Source organism: Rubritalea squalenifaciens DSM 18772 (genome assembly GCF_900141815.1).
In the GTDB taxonomy this organism is placed as follows: domain Bacteria; phylum Verrucomicrobiota; class Verrucomicrobiia; order Verrucomicrobiales; family Akkermansiaceae; genus Rubritalea; species Rubritalea squalenifaciens.
Genome location: NZ_FQYR01000003.1, coordinates 98310 through 116397, shown reverse-complemented (window position 1 = coordinate 116397; position 18088 = coordinate 98310). Strand labels below are relative to the sequence as shown.

At 48.2% G+C, this 18088-nt stretch carries 16 protein-coding genes and 1 tRNA gene; 13 read left to right on the top strand and 4 right to left on the bottom strand.

Annotated features, from left to right (window positions below; genetic code table 11):
* The first annotated feature begins 221 nt into the window (after positions 1-221).
* The 10 genes from BUB27_RS05915 (at position 222) to BUB27_RS05870 (ending at position 8352) form a co-directional block, all read left to right on the top strand.
* Positions 222-602: a hypothetical protein gene (locus BUB27_RS05915; protein ID WP_143158652.1), complete on the top strand. Its 381-nt coding sequence runs from the start codon at positions 222-224 to the stop codon at positions 600-602.
* Between the two features lie 444 nt (positions 603-1046).
* Positions 1047-1367, top strand: a complete 321-nt coding sequence (locus tag BUB27_RS05910) for a hypothetical protein (protein ID WP_143158651.1) — start codon at positions 1047-1049, stop codon at positions 1365-1367.
* Between the two features lie 29 nt (positions 1368-1396).
* Positions 1397-1831, top strand: coding sequence for a hypothetical protein (locus BUB27_RS05905; protein ID WP_143158650.1), 435 nt, complete (start codon positions 1397-1399; stop codon positions 1829-1831).
* A gap of 62 nt (positions 1832-1893) precedes the next feature.
* Positions 1894-2223: a hypothetical protein gene (locus BUB27_RS05900; protein ID WP_143158649.1), complete on the top strand. Its 330-nt coding sequence runs from the start codon at positions 1894-1896 to the stop codon at positions 2221-2223.
* A 67-nt stretch (positions 2224-2290) separates the two neighbouring features.
* Positions 2291-3757, top strand: coding sequence for a class I SAM-dependent DNA methyltransferase (locus BUB27_RS05895; protein ID WP_143158648.1), 1467 nt, complete (start codon positions 2291-2293; stop codon positions 3755-3757).
* On the top strand, positions 3754-4929 hold the full coding sequence (locus tag BUB27_RS05890) for a restriction endonuclease subunit S (protein WP_143158647.1): 1176 nt from the start codon (positions 3754-3756) through the stop codon (positions 4927-4929). The genes BUB27_RS05895 and BUB27_RS05890 overlap by 4 nt, the downstream gene beginning before the upstream one ends.
* Positions 4926-5408, top strand: coding sequence for a hypothetical protein (locus tag BUB27_RS05885; RefSeq protein WP_200797077.1), 483 nt, complete (start codon positions 4926-4928; stop codon positions 5406-5408). The genes BUB27_RS05890 and BUB27_RS05885 overlap by 4 nt, the downstream gene beginning before the upstream one ends.
* Before the next feature lie 48 nt (positions 5409-5456).
* A complete protein-coding gene (locus BUB27_RS05880) occupies positions 5457-6470 on the top strand; it encodes a PDDEXK family nuclease (protein WP_143158646.1) in 1014 nt (337 codons plus the stop codon).
* 41 nt (positions 6471-6511) lie between these two features.
* Complete coding sequence (locus tag BUB27_RS05875) at positions 6512-7780, top strand: hypothetical protein (RefSeq protein ID WP_143158645.1); 1269 nt, start codon at positions 6512-6514, stop codon at positions 7778-7780.
* A gap of 44 nt (positions 7781-7824) precedes the next feature.
* Positions 7825-8352 carry a hypothetical protein gene (locus BUB27_RS05870; RefSeq protein ID WP_143158644.1) on the top strand — a complete coding sequence of 176 codons (528 nt, stop codon included), beginning with the start codon at positions 7825-7827 and terminating at the stop codon, positions 8350-8352.
* A 452-nt stretch (positions 8353-8804) separates the two neighbouring features.
* On the opposite strand, the gene BUB27_RS05865 is transcribed toward BUB27_RS05870, so the two are convergent.
* Positions 8805-9737, bottom strand: coding sequence for a hypothetical protein (locus tag BUB27_RS05865; RefSeq protein WP_143158643.1), 933 nt, complete (start codon positions 9735-9737; stop codon positions 8805-8807).
* Between the two features lie 282 nt (positions 9738-10019).
* Here BUB27_RS05865 and BUB27_RS05860 point away from each other — a divergent pair, with 282 nt between their 5' ends.
* From BUB27_RS05860 to hsdR, 3 genes are all read left to right on the top strand, one after another.
* Complete coding sequence (locus BUB27_RS05860) at positions 10020-11090, top strand: helix-turn-helix domain-containing protein (protein WP_143158642.1); 1071 nt, start codon at positions 10020-10022, stop codon at positions 11088-11090.
* Complete coding sequence (locus tag BUB27_RS05855; protein ID WP_143158641.1) at positions 11090-11599, top strand: PIN domain-containing protein; 510 nt, start codon at positions 11090-11092, stop codon at positions 11597-11599. Before BUB27_RS05860 ends, BUB27_RS05855 begins: the two co-directional genes overlap by 1 nt.
* Before the next feature lie 152 nt (positions 11600-11751).
* Positions 11752-14145, top strand: coding sequence for an EcoAI/FtnUII family type I restriction enzme subunit R (gene hsdR / locus BUB27_RS05850; protein ID WP_143158640.1), 2394 nt, complete (start codon positions 11752-11754; stop codon positions 14143-14145).
* A gap of 12 nt (positions 14146-14157) precedes the next feature.
* Here hsdR and BUB27_RS05845 read toward each other — a convergent pair whose 3' ends face one another.
* The 3 genes from BUB27_RS05845 to BUB27_RS05835 all read right to left on the bottom strand — a co-directional run bounded on the left by BUB27_RS05845 (position 14158) and on the right by BUB27_RS05835 (position 18039).
* Positions 14158-15852: a reverse transcriptase family protein gene (locus BUB27_RS05845; RefSeq protein ID WP_159434824.1), complete on the bottom strand. Its 1695-nt coding sequence runs from the start codon at positions 15850-15852 to the stop codon at positions 14158-14160.
* A gap of 921 nt (positions 15853-16773) precedes the next feature.
* Positions 16774-16850: transfer RNA gene (locus tag BUB27_RS05840), tRNA-Met, on the bottom strand.
* Positions 16851-16977: 127 nt separating this feature from the next.
* Positions 16978-18039, bottom strand: a complete 1062-nt coding sequence (locus BUB27_RS05835; protein WP_143158638.1) for a hypothetical protein — start codon at positions 18037-18039, stop codon at positions 16978-16980.
* Positions 18040-18088: the final 49 nt, after the last annotated feature.

The window sequence follows — 18088 nt, the reverse complement described above, 5'->3', positions numbered from 1 at the left end:
AGACAAAAGCCGCAAAGCTATATCTATCAAGGCTTGTAGCGTCTCAAATCACCAGTCTCAAACGTCTCGTTGCATTGGGGCTGGGGCGGGTAGGCGGCTTTCTAGCCTACCCTGCCCCACCTGCGTCTCACAATCTCAGAACCTTATAAGCGAGAATGACACGTGATCCACCGTCAGCCCCTCGTTCAAGCAACTAATAGACCTAATACTCCACACAAAGCATGAAAGACCATAACTCACTGCTACATATCCCATCCCTAGTCGAAACCGTTGACCCTCGCTGGAGGCATTACGCGGGGAAAGCTCATACGGTTTCCCGCCAACCCCTCATTCAGAAATTTCAAGACGATGTCATCGGCCTTGGCTACGCCCACTATACCAACGACCTAACTTTCATGGTCAGCGGTTGGTGCCCAAAGGAAAAATGGGCGAGCAACACAGTTAAACAAGCCGACATCACACTGGAAGACGTACTCCTATCAGGTCGCCCTGACTTCACGCCAACAACACAACAACTCTACTACCTGAAGACCATCCTGAAAAAAGTCTCTCAAATTTATCACGAGCCGCACATTCCTAATGTTGTCCGCAAACAAATCTAAGCTCCGTCTCCCCGTAGTAGGATAAACCAGCTCATTTTGCCCCAAAAAAACGCGGATTTCCCCAGTTACGACCACAACACGACATCGGCGACATGGTTTGAGCTTTTCATATCGTCCATGCCGTCTTACATTAATTCCGCTCTCACCAAATAGAGAGCCAGACCTTCGTAAGTCTGTCGAGCAAGTCGACTGTGCCAGTCGATAAACGGCACTCCAAGACCATGCGGTCTCTTGGGGTGGCGCACTCGCATACAAGAGCCCCAGTGGTAAAGGTGTGCGCGGATCGTGCTTGCTCGATCTTACGAACACCCCGGAGGCCACCTTCGGGGCTCTGGTTCGACTTGAAGTGGGAGTTTTTAAACCACCTGAACCTAATAAAAACCGTTGTCTAACTTATATAGCGCTCTCTGCGGTAACAAAGGCAACAACCAACGCACCCCTAGTATGAGTGAGGAGAAAAAAGCCACGACCACTGGAGACCATGTCTTCTGGATTATTTTGATATCAATAATCACCCTATGCGTAGGAGCTGGCATCAACGCCAACTTTTCCCCAGACAGAGTGGGCTTTACCAGATCTATAGGCCTTCTGTTTGGTCAGTTTCTGTTGCTGCCATACCTCGCAGCAGGTGTCATAGCAGCTATTGGAAATCTGAGAAGGAAATACACTTTCTTGGTCGGGTTCTCTGAAAACCTGCTAGTTCCCGTCATAGTATGGATGGCGCTCCAATTCGCGGTTTACGAGTTAATGAACTTCCCCGCCTAAGGCGACGCATCTCTTAAGAAAGTAATAAGATGACAGCAGATCCAAAACCTCTGGGACACAAAAAATTCATCAAAGCAATCCAAGGCAAGCAGGCCATTGTCGATCTAAAAGAATCAGACGCATATCACATACTGAAACATGATTCTCGAATCATAGGAAGAGAAGCTGTCGAACTCTTGGATAAGCAGCATGATCTCGTGTCGCTTTTAGCTGGATTCGGATTCCTAGCAGTACTAGGAAGTTTTCCACTTGGAGTCATCATAGGTTTTATCGAAACGACCTCATCAATAATCTGGGGTGTTCTAGCTCTGGTGCTCGGAACTATCGTCGTGCATCTAATACAGGCGAAGATCAAAGCTAGTGCTCACCACATTGCATACAATTTAGTGGTTAAATCCATGATAGCCGACAAACAACTATACAAGTACCTCGTCGCCAGAGGAGTCCATATAGATCGCCTTTAAAAGTTGCTCAGTCCTTTGCCAAGGAAAGGCAACCGCGCCTATTTCTTCACCCCCGAATAACCATGCCACTCATCAAATTCAGTCTCGACGAAGTAGAGTTCTCAAAAGCGACCACCTCGCTCAAGCGAGCTATCAGAGGCCGTGGCGTCCGCGCCATCCAGTGCCACCTTACCAAGACCCGCCTGCGCATCGACTGCGGGGAGTGGGGCAAGGCCTCCATCCCCGTTGTAAGCCCCAGCACATCGCGCTTCACTATCACCCCCAGTGCGCTCGGAAAAGCCGCCAGCGCGTACCGTGACTTCAAACGCGGCAGCACCACCGACGCCTTCGCCGTCCTAGACAAGAAGCTAGGCTTCCTCCGCACCTACCGCATGGACATCAAGATTAAGTAAGCCCACACCCTCACTTTCCCGAAATTCCTTCTTCTCCATCCGCCCTTGTTCGTCCTAGATTCGTCCCGTGTTTGAACAGACCTTCAAGAACCTAGACGACGTCCTCTGGAAAGAGGCTGGGTGCTCATCTGAGCTAGACTATACCGAGCAGACCTCATGGCTCCTCTTCCTCAAATACTTGGACGACTTGGAGCAGGACAAAGCCCAGCACGCCATTCTTGAAGGCAGGGACTACTCCCCCATTATCGAGGAGAAATTCCGCTGGTCTGCATGGGCTGCCCCGAAGAACGCCTCCGGCGAGATCGACCACAACACAGCCCTCACGGGCTCAGACCTCATCGACTTCGTAAACCTTCAGCTCTTCCCCTACCTCAAGGGCTTCAAACAGCGTGCCGCCTCCCCGGACACCATCGAGTACAAGATCGGTGAGATTTTCGGCGAGATTACCAATAAGTTCCAGTCCGGCTATTCCCTCCGCGAGGCGCTTGACCTCATCGACTCCCTTCAGTTCCGCTCGCAGAAGCAAAAGCACGAGCTTTCAGACCTCTACGAGACCCGCATCAAGAACATGGGCAACGCTGGCCGCAACGGCGGCGAATACTACACCCCCCGCCCGCTCATCCGCGCCATGATCGAGGTATGCCAGCCCAAGATTGGAGAACGCGTCTACGATGGCGCTTGCGGCTCCGCTGGCTTCCTCTGCGAGGCCTACGACCACCTACGCGCCACCAAGGGGCTCACCGCCTCCCAGCTCCAGACACTCCAGACTTCCACCCTCTACGGCAAGGAGAAGAAATCCCTCGCCTACGTCATCGCCATCATGAACCTCATCCTGCATGGCGTGGAAACCCCTAACATCATCCACGGCAATACCCTTGCCGACCACGACCAAGACATTCAGGAGAAAGACCGCTTCGACCTCATTCTAGCCAACCCGCCCTTCGGCGGCAAAGAGCGCAAAGAAGTCCAGCAGAACTTCCCGATCAAGACGGGCGAGACCGCCTTCCTCTTCCTCCAGCACTTCATCCGCTCACTTCGTGCCGGTGGCCGCGCCGCCGTCGTCATCAAGAACACCTTCCTGAGCAACTCGGACAACGCCTCCGTTGCCCTCCGCCGCGAACTCCTGGACTCGTGCAACCTCCACACCGTGTTGGACTGCCCCGGCGGCACCTTCCAAGGCGCGGGCGTCAAGACCGTCGTGCTCTTCTTTGAGAAAGGCGCACCCACCCGCAAGACATGGTTCTACCAGCTCAGCGAGGAAAAGCTTGGACGCCGCCTTGGCAAGACCAACCCGCTTAACGACACCGACCTTGCCGACTTCATCGAAAAGCAGAAGACCTTCGCCACATCGGAATACTCATGGAGCCTCGACCGCGCAGACATCCCTGAGGACACCTGCGACCTCTCAGTCAAGAACCCGCACACCCCGGAGGAAGAGCCGCTACGCGAACCCGCCGCTATCATCGCCGAAATCCGCCATCTCGACAAAGAGGCCGAGTCCATCCTCGAAAATATTGAAGGGATTATCAAATGAGTAAATGGCCTGTTAAAACACTCAAGGAGGTGTGCACCGCCTTTCAATACGGCTCTTCATCAAAGTCGGAATCAAAAGGTGAGATCCCTGTGTTAAGAATGGGGAATTTACAAGACGGTGAGATAATTTGGGGTGATCTCAAATTCTCTTCCGATTTAGATGAAATTAAAAAGTATCAGCTCGTTAAAAATGATGTTCTTTTTAATCGCACCAATAGCGCCGAGCTCGTCGGAAAAGCCGCTTTATTTAATGGAGCCAGACCCGCCATTCACGCAGGCTACCTGATTAGAGTACAAACTAACTCAGAACTACTCAACGCTACATACCTCAACTATTTCTTAAATTGTGCCACAACTCGCGCGCATGGTTTTTCAGTGATGTCAAAAAGCGTTAATCAGGCAAACATTAACGCCTCGAAACTAAAAGAATATAAAATCCCCGTCCCTCCCCTATCTGAGCAAGAGCGCATCGTCGCCATCCTCGACGAAGCCTTCGAATCCATCGCCACCGCCATCGCCCACACCGAGCGCAAGCTCCATAACGCCCGCGAACTCTTCCAGTCCACCCTCCAATCCACCTTTCAAAAGATAGGAGAGGACTGGCCAGAGACAACCCTAGGAGAGATTTGCAAGTTCACGGGAGGCTCTCAACCTCCAAAATCAGAATTTCATAAAGACCCAGCTCCTGAGAGAGTTCGCCTCATTCAAATACGTGATTATAAATCCGATAAACACATTGTATATGTGGATAAAGATAAGGTTAGAAGGTTCTGTTCAACCGATGATGTCATGATCGGAAGATATGGACCTCCAATTTTCCAGATTCTCAGAGGACTAGAAGGTGCGTACAACGTTGCTCTCATCAAGGCTATCCCTGACGAAAGGCGTATATCTAAAGACTTCTTAGCTGCATTTCTCAGAACACCGGCAATGTATGCATACGTCGAAAAAGCTTCATCCAGAGCTGCTGGACAGAGCGGTGTAAATAAAAACGCACTAAATCCTTATCCTATTCATCTACCATCATTACATATGCAGAATTTAGTCGTCGCTAAACTCGACATGATCTCTGATGAAACTCACCAGCTCGAACAACTATACCAGAAGCAACTCAACTCCTACGCCGAGCTGAAACAATCCCTCCTCCACCAAGCCTTCTCCGGCAAGCTATGAGTGACTTAATTACGAACTCATTCCGTAACTCCGCAGCCTTTGGCAAACGGATCGAGTTCTACGTCGTTGGCTTGATGCTGAAGCAAGGCCTCGACGTCTACCTCCCCTTGGTTGACGACGACGCCGTCGATGCCGTGGTCAAACGCCCGGACGGCCAGTACGTCGAGGTGCAGATCAAGGCTCGCTCTAAGGACGCCAAATTTGGCAACAGCGGTCTCTTTGCCGCAATCACCCACGAGTACCGCCCGAATTACTGGTTCGTCTTCTACTCCGAAAGAATGGACACCCTCTGGATCATGTCCTCAAAGGAGTTCATCGAACGCGCCAACCAGAACAAGAACGGCAAAAACTCTGGTAAGCGTACCGTCTGGTTCAACGGCAAGCGCACCAAAGACCAGACCGAACACGTCAAACCCCAGTTCCTCCCCTTCGTCGCCGAAAACTTCCACCGCATCACCCACGAAAACCCCGACGCCTAAGAAGCCTAGACCTACAACTCTTTGCAAAATTTCTAACTAAATTCCTCCATGCTTTATCGAATCATCAAAGACGGAGATTCATTTGAATCACTCGAACCCCAACCATTTACCCACCTGCCACTTGAAAAAGACTTGGAGAACCTACTCGCTGACCAACTCATGGAAAGCCTTGAGCTCCTTCCCTTCTTTCAGGAACGGGCGCGCCAAGAAGAGGCCGACATCTACGCCCTGAATAAGAATGGTGATATCGTTATTTTTGAGCTGAAACGTGCTACGGTTGGTGGGGACGCAGTGCATCAAGTTCTACGCTATGCCGACCAATCCGCAGACTGGAACTATTCCACCATCGCCAAAAAATTCGAGACCTATCGAGGACAGCGGGACAACCTCCCGTCGGGTAGCCTTGCCGAAGCCCATCAGGAAACCTTCGAACTCGATGAACCTCTGGCGGAGTCTTCCTTCAACAAAGATCAGCATCTCATTCTAGTGGGCTACGCTGGCAATACAGACTTAGCCAAAAAGGTAGACTACTGGAAAGGTAAGGGACTGAAGATAGACTTCGTGCCTTACCGCATTTTTGAAATCGCGGACGAGTCCTACTTCGAGTTTTTCTCTCTCCCCTACGACCTTCACCAAAACCCCGCCCACCTCAAAGGGGTTATTTTTGATACATGCCTCATGAACGGCAACTGGTCACTCGAATACATGGCCAGAAACAGCCGTGTGGCAGCCTACAATGAGCAAGACGGATGCGTCTACCGCCTCAACAAAAACGACACCGTTTTTCTCTACCACAAAGGCGTGGGCATCGTAGCCGCTGGCCGAGTTACCAGCGCAGTGAAAGACGACCCAGACTTTGATGCGGTAGACACTACGAAATACTGCGACTTGGAATGGCTAACTCCAGTCCCGAACCCTGACAATCCACAACACATCTCCGCCAGAGAAATCCGCAAACTCTTAGGACACGGTTTCTTCTGGGCACGCACAGTCAAAACCCCTTACCTAACACGCGAAGAATCAGAAACTCTCGTGGCAGAAATGAATCGTCGGTTCAACTAGCTTTTACACCTCACCCGTAACAACCAACAAACCTCCTCCAAATGAACCTCTCTTTCGATAACTTACCTCAAAACATTAAGGTTCAAGTAGATTACTATAACAAAAAAGAAAAAGACGAATTCGAAGCAAATTACCCCAATAGTGAAGACATCGAAAAGCTAGCTGGATCAAAAGTTGAAATCCCCACTGTTGAGTTTCTGGTCTACTGGCTATTTAATAGGAAAATTGTGGGCAAAAATGGATGGTCTAATAGAGATGAACTGTCGAAAAAAACTCACAAATCTTTATCGGAGCTAGAAGATTGGATAGAATATAAAAATAATACCCTATATTCTCCAGACGGGGAGGATCTTCGGAAGCATCAAATTGAAGATTTGGGAGTAGCTGTTGGGTTATCAATAGCCAACAAGCTTCATGACATGAGCTTTTGTGATTGGGATAAAATACCTGAGACGACAAAACTAAAAACGCTCGACTTCACTACCTGTATGGGCAGTGATGGAAAAAGTCATATTGAAGTTGAAAATAAGGGATCTTTCTCAAAAAATATTCAAAAAAAGACCTCCTCTGTTTCTAATCATAAATCTGATATTAAGGATAAAAAGACAGCTCAAAAGGCCGAGGATCGAAAGAACAAATCCAAAACCAAAGCTGTGCGTTATGGCACAATAACGGTAATCAGCGATGACCCAAAATCGACTCTTCAATGCTGGCTAGTAGATCCTGAACCGAACAGATACAATGTTTCTCCAGAAGCGGCACAGATTCTAAATCGACTAACATTTTATGCGCACTGGATCAGCTTGATAACCCCTCGGTCGATATTTTCGGTAGCACTTCAAAATCGTCTTAAAGCGTTATCTAACTATCCATATCCGAAATTTCTCAGCAATATACCACTTGTTAATTCGGTTGGCGCTTCAATATCAAAAGATCGTACCGAAGGGAGAGATTTATTTCAGTCTTTGTCAGTGTCTCGTTCCCATACTGCTGACAACACGATCTTGGGAGATGTGATTCTCCTAGATGACGGAAGCATCCTTTTTATAGGCTTGCACGAAAGCGTCATACGAGCATGCGCCAGTCAAAACTTCCACAGACTAGTTAGAATCAAACCCTCAACGAAGAGTTCCGAGAAGAGAGTTCGTATAGTCCTTCGCAAACAAAGTAAAGTTCGTGAAGCTCTCAAGGATTTCAAGCGAGATGATTACGAGAAAGGCCCGTATGTCAGGATGGAAGCCTCTGTAATGATCGCACAATCTAACTCAGGCTTTGCATTCGGTTTTATTGACCCTAAGAATATTCGATAACGCAGCATTCACTTGATTATCTTAACTCCGCACAGCCTATTAGAATGACACCTCCAGATTTTGACCTTAACGAAAGCCTGAAGAAAATCAGCTACGAGCACACCGACTTCGACAGCAAGGAAATTCAGCATGTTTTGGAGTTTACTCTGATGTGGAATATCTTTGAGAAACGAACCTGCGGCAATCATGTGAACTTAAAAAAGCTCAAAGAGCATGTTCATCAAAGTTATACCCGTGGATTAGTTGAAGTAGATGATTTTCAAGATCATTTGAACTACCTGAGGAGCCTCTATTCAAACTCAAATTCGGCAATCGATCTAGAGTCTACTTTTTTACCAGACTCAGGCAATCTTAAGAAAAGAGAGCAGCCCGAAATCGAAGCGCTGAGCTTGGTTCTGAAGGAAGAGACCCAAGAAGAGTTACTTATTTTAACCTCTCTGCTTTTTGTCACATACCGAGTTCGGAATAATTTATTTCATGGCGCTAAGGAAGTTGGCAGACTACGTGAACAACAAGGTCTTTTTCAGACTGTAAATTCGATACTCGCGGTTTACTTGGAAAAAGCCACCTAAGAATCGGATGGTTAGTGAATCCACATCGCTACTTGACCTCTGCTGACATACAGCAACTTATGTTAGACATTATTGAACGAAGTGGAAACTCGTGCCTAGCTGATCGCCTCCTCAAAAAAAATTGGCTGGAGCTTCATCGACGGCTCGCGGACACAGAGTGTATGTAATTACGCTGATTTCCCCAGCGTTAAGCTGCCATAGAAATACGCATCCAAAACTCAGATACCTTGCTCATCGCCTCCACACGCGCCCTCAAAACCTTAGCATACGGTAAAACTATCCTGCTCACTTTTGCCAATATTTAGGAAATCACCAATCAGGTTCACTCCCGTCTTATAGACTCGAATACTGGCATATCACCACAATCTCTGTAAAGCGTTTACAGGCAACTCGTAATCAAAAGAGAGCGTCAACCAAACGGCTGACGCTCTCTCCTGCTATGACTATGTCCCCTATGCCGCGTTACGCTTAAACCAAGCTGCTAGATCATGACTCCATGTGGAGGTATGAACCAGTCGCCCAGCGGCAAGATCGCCATCAAGAATTTCAGCTTTGCTTAACTGTGAAAGCCCCTCCCAATCCCTACCTAAGATGTAGGTGGCATTATTGTGGTGGATACTCTCAAGAATCGTGAATCCTTTTTCTGGAAAACAGAAACCTACATAGCCAGCAAACCCGCCACGGCCTATGACTATCTGATCTGGCTCATAATCATTGATTTGTTGCAGGTTTCTCTGAGCTACGTTCTGACGCACTGGATTTCTAAGTGTCGAAATCACTTCATCCAGTTTCGGTTTCACCTCCCCCCAAGGCATACTCCCCTGAGGTAATATCGTCCAGTTCACCCGCCTAGTAGCGACTAAAGGCAACTCTAGATCAGTTTCTTCGACAGCCCAGCAATAACCGAATATCTCAAGCATGACATTGGCAGCTGTAACCCATCGCTCTTCATCAGCAATTGGTATAACTTCGGTAGAGAAAAAACGCTCCCCTTTGGCATTCTCTAATAGCACTACTTCAACCCCTTCAGCAGGTAGCTGAGTTCTCGGATACCGCATGGTTGTACGATACACATAATCTTCTACCCACTCAGTCTGACCTCTACCACAGAATTGGTGTCTACCCCAAATCTGAGTCCAAGTATGAGGCTCTTTGGGTTGATCTCTGTGAACGATGATTCGACCTTCGATATTTCTTCTGGTTGCTGGGCCATGAGCAGCAGGCAACATGCTATCACCTACTCGCTTTAGCTCTTTCAAATGATATTTTTTCACCCCGTCAGATTCAAAATCCACGGGAACTACGAGCCGTGTCTCCACAGCCCCGGACGTCATGAGCGCTTTCGGTACAACCCGAACGCGCTGCTTATTCAGCAGTGTTCTCATAATATATTCTATTTTTGAGAGCCTCTGCTACGCCCTTGACCATGGAGCACCAGTGTCGTATAAAGTTCTTGCTACAAAACTTTGACCGATGCCCACGCAAGTGCTGCATAGGCTCATTTCTAAACAGGTTCTCCCAATTTGCGGGGAACCTGTTTTTGTTTCTACATACCATTACACGCAAAGTCAACGAATCAGTTGAAAAATATTCACTTTTTAGCAATTTATTCAACTTTAGATTGAATTAATGTGAATATTATGTGAATTATTTACTCAAACACCACTATGAGCAACGACCTAACTATTTTCGGAAGACGACTAAAACAAGCGCGCAAAATGCGTGGTTGGTCACTAGCCCAATTACGTGAGCAAATCGGCCAAATCGTGAGCATTGCAGCCCTTTCAAAATATGAGAAAGGCCAATCTATGGCCTCTTCAAAAGTTCTCGTAGCACTCTCAGAAGCCCTAGATGTTTCACTAGACTACCTTTTTCGCGACTTTGAAGTCGATCTTGATAGGATTCGTTTCCGTAAAATGAGCACTCTTCCAAAAAAAGAGCAAAATAGAGTTATTGAAGAAGCCCGAGACTTCTTTGAGCGCTATTTCGAAATAGAAGAACTCGTTGACCCAAGGCCTAAATTTGAATCTCCCATCAAAAGCTCGCTAACTCAGGATTACGAAGCCATGGCTGATTTACTTCGCAAAAAGTGGAACATTGGTGAAGACCCTATCCCCAATGTTCACGCTTTATTGGAGGAAAAAGGCATCAAAGTATGGTATGCAAAAAATTGCGACGAGAAGTTCGATGGATTTTCTGCGGAAACTAACCGTGGCCCTGTAATTGTAGTGTCAGCACAAAAAACTGCGGCACGCAAGCGTATGACCGCCTTACACGAACTAGCTCATATTTTATGTGAGCCTATGCAAATGGATGAAAAAGAGGAAGAGAAGTTTGTCAAAGGTTTCACTGGAGCAATTCTGCTGCCGAAAAATGCTCTTTATTCCATGTTAGGGAATTCACGCAAGAGTATCCCATTAGGGGAACTCCTAGAAATCAAAAAACGCTATGGTATTTCTATGGGCGGAATCGTCATGAGAGCTGTACAGCTCGATATCCTACCGCAAGACTATGTCAGAAGGTTCTTCGGCTTTGGGCCGGGTAAAGATTGGCGCAAGAGAGAACCATGGGATAATAGACTTGGTAGGATTTTTCCTGAAACCCATGTCCGATATCGACAGCTCGTATTCCGCGCTTATGGAGAAGACCTTATAACTATTTCTCAAGCCGCCAATTACCTAGGCTGCTCCATTGAAGAGGCGAACCAACAACTAAACGCTCCATTCTTTGAAGAATAATGACGCTAGCTATCAACACGGTTGTCGTCAAAGATGCCAACATAATTATCGACCTCATTAACGGAAACCTATTAGAGCCATGGGTTGAACTCGGCTTAGTTACACTAACAACTGACATGGTCGTTAGTGAACTTAAACGAGGGTCACAATGGAATAAAATTAGTCTCCTCATAGCAAGTAAAGCGATTGTTACACAAGATATTCCAGCTACTGATATACATCATATTCTCGCCCTTAAACGAAGATTCAATGTAAGTATTCAGGACGGAAGCGTCCTTTACTTGGCAAATTCCAGAGGAGCGAGACTCTTAACAGGAGACAGAAAACTGAGAATCGCTGCAAAACATAGTAACATAGAGGTTTCAGGTATCCTCTGGGTTCTTGATTTACTCGTTTCAACCAAACAAGTAACTGCCAAGAGGGCATTTGAAGGACTTAAACTAATAATTGAACACGGAGCAAGGCTCCCAGAGGATGAAGTTCAAACTAGATTAGATCGGTGGGGCTAAATTCGTGTGACATAGATAGTGCCAAATACAAGCTGTAAAGTGTCATATAACCCACCAGCCTCAGGGTAAATGATTAATCAAATGAGCGATTTTATCGACATTGAGAGACCTTCCACTAAACTAACAGCACAACTTAGCCCTGTTAGACAACAATGAACGAAGCAGAAACCCGAGCCGAACTGATCGACCCCGCCCTCAAGGAGGCTGGCTGGGGCGTCGTTGACCGCTCGCGGATTCTGCGCGAACGTAACTGCCAAATTTCGCAAGGACGCCTTCTAGGGGCTGGGAAACGAGCAAAGCCGGAAATCGCCGACTACATCCTCGTTCACCGGAACCGCAAGCTCGCAGTCATCGAGGCAAAGAAGCGCGACTTACCAATCACTCAAGGCGTTGGGCAGGCGAAACAATACGCCTCCAAGCTCCAGACCCGCTTCGCCTACTCCACCAACGGGATCGGCATCTACCGCATCGACATGCACACCGGGCAGGAGTGCGAGATCGACACCTTCCCTACCCCTGAAGAACTCTGGGCGGCCACCTTCTCCACGGAATGTGATTGGCGTGACCGCTTCGCCTCCATTCCCTTCGAGGACAAAGGCGGAGCATGGCAGCCCCGCTACTATCAAGACATTGCCATCACACGTGCTCTCGACGCCGTCGCAGGTGGTAAAGATCGTATCCTTCTCACCCTTGCGACGGGTACGGGCAAGACAGCCATCGCCTTCCAAATCGCTTGGAAGCTCTTCCATGCCAAGTGGAACTCCAGCCGCGAGCCCACACGCCGCCCTCGCATCCTCTTTCTCGCCGACCGCAACATTCTTGCCGACCAAGCCTTCAACGCCTTCAACGCGTTCGAGGAAGACGCCCTAGTCCGTATCGACCCTAGCTCTATCCGCAAGAAGGGCAAAGTCCCCAAGAACGGCAGCGTCTTCTTTACCATCTTCCAAACCTTCACCGCTGGTTTCGACTACGAGACAGACAAGCCAAAACCTAACTTCGGCGACTACCCGGAGGATTTCTTCGACTTCATCATCATTGATGAGTGCCACCGTGGCGGAGCCAAGGACGAATCCAGTTGGCGCGACATCTTGGAATACTTCTCTGCGGCGACTCAACTGGGGCTAACAGCAACCCCGCTTCGTAAGCACAATGCCGACACCTACCGCTACTTCGGCGAGCCAGTCTACACCTACGCGCTCAAGGACGGCATTAACGACGGATTCCTCACCCCCTTCAAAGTTCACCAGATAACCACCACCCTCGACGACTACGTCTATACTTCAGACGATGACATCATCGAAGGCGACGTCACCGTCGGCAAGGTGTACGAGGAAGCAGACTTCAACCGGGTTATCGAGATCAAGGAGCGCGAGAAGAAGCGCGTCGAGATTTTCCTCAACTCCATCGACCAACGCGAGAAGTCCATCGTCTTTTGTGCCACCCAACTCCACGCACTCGCCGTTCGCGACCTCATCAACCAGCTAAAGACAAGTACGGAGCCCAACTACTGCGCCCGCGTCACAGCCGATGACGGAGCACTGGGCGAGCAACACCTCAAACAGTTCCAGGATAACGAGAAAACCATCCCGACCATCCTGACGACCTCCCAGAAGCTCTCCACGGGAGTTGACGCCCGCAATGTCCGCCACATCGTCCTCATGCGCCCAGTGAACTCCATGATCGAGTTCAAGCAGATCGTCGGACGTGGAACCCGCCTCTACGACGGCAAGGACTACTTCACCATTCACGACTTCGTGAAGGCCTACCGCCACTTCGCCGACCCTGAGTGGGACGGCGAACCGCTGGAGCCGGAGGAACCGCGCCCAGTCACTCCACGCGAGCCTTGCAAAGCATGCGGCAACCGCCCTTGCACCTGCGAGAAGCCACCTACGGAGCCATGCTCCGAATGCGGGGAACTCGACTGCATCTGTGGCAAGCAATCCATTCTCAAAATCAAACTAGCCGACGGCAAAGAGCGTCGCATCAAACACCTCGTGCAAACCTCATTCTGGGACGCCGACGGCAAACCGCTTTCATCGAGGGAATTTCTCATAAAACTCTACGGCGAGATTCCTGAGTTCTTTAAGGACGAGCAAGAGCTTCGTACCCTATGGAGCCACCCTAACACCCGCCTGAAGCTGCTAGAAGGTCTCGCAGAGAAGGGCTATGGCATCGTGCAGCTCAAAGAGCTGGCCAAACTCATCGAGGCAGAGAACAGCGACATCTATGACGTTCTCGTCCACATCGCCTACGCCCGCGAACCCCTCACCCGCGAGCAACGCGTCGAAGATCACGCCGACCTCATCCACTCGCACTACACGGACAAGCAGCAGGCCTTCATCGACTACATCCTTTCCTCGTACATCCAGAACGGCACGGAGGAGCTTGAGCCCTCCAAGCTGCCCTCGTTCATCAACATCAAGTACGGCAGTGTTCACGACGCTATGAGCGAGCTAGGCGACGCCGCCGCAATCAAGTCCCTCTTCGACTCGTTCCAACAACACCTCTACGAGGAAACCGACGACGGCACTCAAGCCACGGCATAGACAACAAGCAACTCAATTGCTTAATTTAAACTGTCTTTGATGAGAGAATGGAGATCCATAAAACCTTAAAGCGTGCTTATGGCGTTTCTGTGCCACAGCTCCTCCCGTAGACTTCTTAAGGAATTTTTTCATACGTCTACGATATTTATCGACATGCTTATCTAAACTTCTGATTTGCCGCGTATCATGCAAGTGATTCGCTAACTTTGTGAATCCACTACACCAGCACATTGGAAGAGGTTTGGTGTTTGGAAGATAAATGTTCACTCGTCCCGAAGAAAAAGCCCAGACTTTGCTGTTAAAGCGGTATAGCACCCTTCTACTACTAACCTTCTTATCCTTATCTTTTAGGGAATTTCTCAAACCAAAATACAAATTTTCCATCTTCCTTTTATGTTTTCGGATCGAAGACGGGCGAACACGTAAATAATTATCATATCGTATTTGATACCCTAAAAATTGCACCCAAGGATAATCCTCCTCTGTAACTTGGTGATTCCATTTGAATGCAACTTTAGTTTTAGACTCCTCAAAGAATTTTTTCCCGTACCCCTCCAATACTACAGCTTTATGATGAGGTAGTCTGAGAAACTCAAGGCTTCTAGTATACACTTCAAACGATTTATCTGCGGCCTCTGTAGTTTGAGTAAGTATAATGATGTCATCACAAAATCTAAGATATAAGCTATCCTCATCAAAACTGCTTAATGCAAGTAACGTCTCTTTATCTGCTAGATCTAAAATTAGATTCGCAATCAAACAGGAATGAGCCCCTCCTTGAGGAATACCAATGCGAGCCTGCATTGGTCTATCATAAAAATATTTCAAGTAGTACGGCCCTTCGCTGCCTGTATCATTTTCAAGAGGCCACTTATAGACTGCCTTTTTATTCTTTTCTTTTCGCTGAAGAGTAGACTCTGCTTTTTTCACGTCATTTGAGAAGCTATAACACTTCAGATAGGCTTCAAAAATTTTGCGTGATCTTTTATCTATTGTAACACTGGAGTTTCTTGCCCCTAACAACTTCACCGCTCTATCTAGTGCATCTTTTGCTACTGCATGGTGAACACAGTCAAAAAAGCCACGTATATCGCACTCTGTAACATATAAAGGATTGCCTAGGTATTTATCTCTGAAAGCAATAATTTTATCTATGGCATGATTCCTGTCAAATTTTACCCCTTCTCCTCCTCTAAACGCAACAGCTGATGATTCAAACGTAACATCTAGTGATTCTCGAAGGTATTTTGCATTGAGATTATCAATTATTTTATCTTCAAGATTTGATAATGAAGAAATCGCTCTATAATTATTACCTGACTTAAGTTCAGGCCTAACAGTTGGGGCAGAAAATTGAAAACTATCTGCAAAAAACGCCCTACTCTGGACGTTATGCACCAATTTATTAAGCTTTATCAACCAACTCTTACTCGGTTCATTTTTTTCATACCATGCTATTGCTCGCTTCAATGCTATAAGTGTATGATTCCCCGTTCTCGAACGTTGAGCCTTTCTGGGTCTAAACCGATGCCATTCTTTTCTGGGAGGAAAATACTCATACAACTGAGGTATAAATTCGCGTTTATCATGCTTAACAATCTTACGCTGAAATCTCTTGTCATGAAGTGACTTAGCTTTAGATAGGCGATGTTTACACAACACCTCAATGATTGCCTTTTTGCTGAAATAGTCTTCAAAAGATTGCATCTTGATGTGGTCGCCGTAGCGGTTAGTTTTTTTAATTCTCTGCAGAAATACAAGAAATTCTTGTATCATTGTGGAAAAGCCGAGGCGGTGCCGAGGCTTAACCTTGGGAAGCGGCTCACAGTCAAAGCTTGCAGTTTATTCCCATCCTGCGCCACATCTACATGACTGTAAATCAGCCCTTTCGTCTGACACTATGGTTCGCACACCAAGATACAGCGGATTTATATACCTCAGTAGAAGCAACTGTCAACTACCATGGCTAACAGATTCAAAATCTATTTTGTATACACTTTCCAAGCTCAACATTTGGGCTCAAATCTCAATATTCATTATATTAGCTGATCACCATTGATGTTGCCATGCTCGTATTTTTGATCCTTCCAGCTAACCTAGTCGACATTGTATATCCTGTCACAGCACCCACAACTAACAAAATTAGTTGCAGTGGGGTATCCTTACACACCATACATCGCCACCAAATATTCATATCATTCCCAATCTCCATGAAAAACAGCCTCACACTTACCTCAATCGCTCTCTGCGTATTTCAGCTGTCGACATGAAGGTTTTTGCAGAGAAATCCTCCAGAAGCCCCCTAACCACCATTCGTGTCTTTCCTCGAAGGTTCCAAGCAGAGTAGCCCCCGCCCACCTACTCGTCCACTAGTACTATTAAGCGACACATTCCGCTCATTTACATCTCGGTAAAACCTAGTCCACCTTCGCGCCTTATCAGCTATGATCCGGTCTACCCGTTGGTCAGCCGCTGGATGGCCTCAGAATAGAGATCAATTCTTCATGTAACGCTTCATGCAATAGAAGCCTCATTTCGCTGCATTTTATTGCATATTCTTGCTAGGATCGAACTTCCCTTACGAGCAAAGAAAAACGCTGTAACCCTTAGAGTTACAGCGTTTTAAATTGGTTACGGGAGTAGGATTTGAACCTACGACCTTCAGGTTATGAGCCTGACGAGCTACCTGGCTGCTCCATCCCGCGATTGAAATCTTTGCTTGCCAGTGAGGCCCCTTTCGGGTGCGGGCGCAACCTAGGGTCATTCCTAGGATCGCGCAAGGTTTTTCTGCCCTTTTTGCCACATTTTTTTGGCAATGCAGATAATCAGGATCTATTCGGTTTTGTGGCCGGATGAGCGCATGAACTCGATGAGCTCAGGGTCCCTCTGCGGGTACTTGTTCAGAATGCGCTGACCCTCAGCGAAATCGAAGGCAAACTCGAGCCAGATCTTGTCTGGGATGTAGATGATCATACTCGGTTTTCCGGTGCCCGTGTGGGTACCTTCCGCCAGGACAAAATCACGGATGGTTTCGCTCTTCACTCCGTCAAGGAGGTGAGCAAACTTCTTTCTGACCTCCTGCTCGGCTGACTTTCCGTCATCTGAGCTGAAGAGAACTTTGCCGGTATTGGCAGCTAGGGCAGCCTTTTCCTTTTCTTCTGCAGCCTGCTCACTCACAGGCGTGCTAGTAGCCTTGACTGGCTTGATGGGCTGAAGCCCGGTGAGCTTGGCGCCACCAAACTTTGGAAAACCTTGAGGACCCGTGCCCGGCTTGGGCATTGGCATGCCGCTCGGGATGGATGGCTTAGGGCTATTACTCGGCGCCAGAGCTGGTGAAGCGCCATTGGAAGGAGCGACAGGTGTGGCCGCTGCGGAGGGCGCACTCTGCTGGGCAAGAGCTTGCTGTGCGAGCGCCTGGACATCCATCGCCGCAGGCTGCTGAGCAGCTGGCACTGGTTGCTGCACTGGTTGAGCTGGAGCTCTGTCTGCCAATTCAGCCTGTGAGGAAGCAGCCGGATAGACACTGATCGGCGTGGAATGCTGAGAAGCTGGTGGAATGGCGGCAGGCTGTGGCTGAGCCGGAGCGGCCTGCTGCGGAGCACTTCCCTGGGCTGGCTGAGCAGAAACTGGCGCAGAAGCGATTTTCCCACTGTTCTCCAGTTTCATCAGAGCCACTACAACACTATTGTAGGCAGTCAGTAGTTCATCCCGGCTAGCCCATTGGCCATGGGTATTCAGTCCCTCTGGCTCCAGGAAGCTGGCATCAGGATCGACAAAATTCTGGATCACGGAAGGATCAAGATTGTGCTTGGTGGTCGCCCAATCCTGCTCGAAGACAAGATCCAGCTTGTCGAGTAGTACTCTAACCTTTCTGTAAAATGTTGCGTCAATCATAGCGAATGTTTGTTGGGGGGAGTCGGGAGGTGAGACCCTACAATTATGA

What these genes read in the sequence shown, in the direction of transcription:
- BUB27_RS05855 (WP_143158641.1), top strand. Translation starts at nt 11,090, where the DNA reads ATGACGCTAGCTATCAACACGGTTGTCGTCAAAGATGCCAACATAATT.
- BUB27_RS05845 (WP_159434824.1), bottom strand. Translation starts at nt 15,852, where the DNA reads ATGCAATCTTTTGAAGACTATTTCAGCAAAAAGGCAATCATTGAGGTG.
- BUB27_RS05860 (WP_143158642.1), top strand. Translation starts at nt 10,020, where the DNA reads ATGAGCAACGACCTAACTATTTTCGGAAGACGACTAAAACAAGCGCGC.
- hsdR (WP_143158640.1), top strand. Translation starts at nt 11,752, where the DNA reads ATGAACGAAGCAGAAACCCGAGCCGAACTGATCGACCCCGCCCTCAAG.
- BUB27_RS05890 (WP_143158647.1), top strand. Translation starts at nt 3,754, where the DNA reads ATGAGTAAATGGCCTGTTAAAACACTCAAGGAGGTGTGCACCGCCTTT.
- BUB27_RS05880 (WP_143158646.1), top strand. Translation starts at nt 5,457, where the DNA reads ATGCTTTATCGAATCATCAAAGACGGAGATTCATTTGAATCACTCGAA.
- BUB27_RS05910 (WP_143158651.1), top strand. Translation starts at nt 1,047, where the DNA reads ATGAGTGAGGAGAAAAAAGCCACGACCACTGGAGACCATGTCTTCTGG.
- BUB27_RS05835 (WP_143158638.1), bottom strand. Translation starts at nt 18,039, where the DNA reads ATGATTGACGCAACATTTTACAGAAAGGTTAGAGTACTACTCGACAAG.
- BUB27_RS05870 (WP_143158644.1), top strand. Translation starts at nt 7,825, where the DNA reads ATGACACCTCCAGATTTTGACCTTAACGAAAGCCTGAAGAAAATCAGC.
- BUB27_RS05915 (WP_143158652.1), top strand. Translation starts at nt 222, where the DNA reads ATGAAAGACCATAACTCACTGCTACATATCCCATCCCTAGTCGAAACC.
- BUB27_RS05900 (WP_143158649.1), top strand. Translation starts at nt 1,894, where the DNA reads ATGCCACTCATCAAATTCAGTCTCGACGAAGTAGAGTTCTCAAAAGCG.
- BUB27_RS05885 (WP_200797077.1), top strand. Translation starts at nt 4,926, where the DNA reads ATGAGTGACTTAATTACGAACTCATTCCGTAACTCCGCAGCCTTTGGC.
- BUB27_RS05865 (WP_143158643.1), bottom strand. Translation starts at nt 9,737, where the DNA reads ATGAGAACACTGCTGAATAAGCAGCGCGTTCGGGTTGTACCGAAAGCG.
- BUB27_RS05905 (WP_143158650.1), top strand. Translation starts at nt 1,397, where the DNA reads ATGACAGCAGATCCAAAACCTCTGGGACACAAAAAATTCATCAAAGCA.
- BUB27_RS05875 (WP_143158645.1), top strand. Translation starts at nt 6,512, where the DNA reads ATGAACCTCTCTTTCGATAACTTACCTCAAAACATTAAGGTTCAAGTA.